General features: G+C 40.8%; 1 protein-coding gene. It reads left to right on the forward strand.

The window, feature by feature from the left end:
- Positions 1–98 precede the first annotated feature (98 nt).
- Complete coding sequence (locus J4G38_RS28245) at positions 99–560, forward strand: DUF5675 family protein (protein ID WP_210522247.1); 462 nt, start codon at positions 99–101, stop codon at positions 558–560.
- Positions 561–777 lie beyond the last annotated feature (217 nt).

Below are 777 nucleotides of genomic sequence, written 5' to 3' on the forward strand. Positions count from 1 at the left end.
ACCCCCTCCCCCCTCTTGGGTTGCACGGATGTATTTTTATGATAAATGCGCTTGTGCGTGTGTTTTTTATTTTTTTAAAGTTTTAAATTATAAACAAAATGAAAAAATATTTACAATTAGAAAGGGTAGAGAAACAAAAAAATTATACTGTTGGTAGATTAAATGCCGGCGGAGTAAAAATTGATACATTGGAGAAATGGGATAGCGGTATTACGAGCTCCACGGATTTAATGGATATTTACAGAATGAAGAAAAAAAAATGTGCTATTCCATCGGGGACGTATCGGATTGTATTAACATCTTCAGCTAGATTTTCATCTAGAAATTTTTATAAAAATTACAGTTCGGGGCTTCTTCCTCGATTGGTAGGGGTTAAAGGATTTGAGGGGGTATTAATCCATTGCGGTAATACTGTATTGGATACTGCAGGATGTATTTTGGTTGGTGAGATTTGCGGTCCTGGTATCTTGAAAAATTCAAGGATAAATTACATAAAATTATTTCGTTTATTAAAAAGTTGGTGGGATAAAGGAGATGAAATTTGTATAAAAATTAAGTAAGGGCTACGGGGAAGTGATTACATCACACCCCCTACGCCTTGTAACGATTACGCTAAAAAGGCAGGCTATCGCCAGCCTTTTTGCGCTACACGATAAATTGAACGGCTTAAAGTGCTGCCCCCCACCGGGGGGCGAGCGGAGCGGAGGGGGCTATGTAAGCGTGTGAGGGGTTTAAAGGTAATGCCCCCCACCGGGGGGCGAGCGGAGCGGAGGGGGC

Origin of the sequence: Hymenobacter terricola (assembly GCF_017921975.2) — a bacterium.
Classification (GTDB): domain Bacteria; phylum Bacteroidota; class Bacteroidia; order Cytophagales; family Hymenobacteraceae; genus Hymenobacter; species Hymenobacter terricola.

Excerpts from the sequence above, each read along its gene's own strand:
- J4G38_RS28245 (WP_210522247.1), top strand. The coding sequence starts at position 99 with ATGAAAAAATATTTACAATTAGAAAGGGTAGAGAAACAAAAAAATTAT.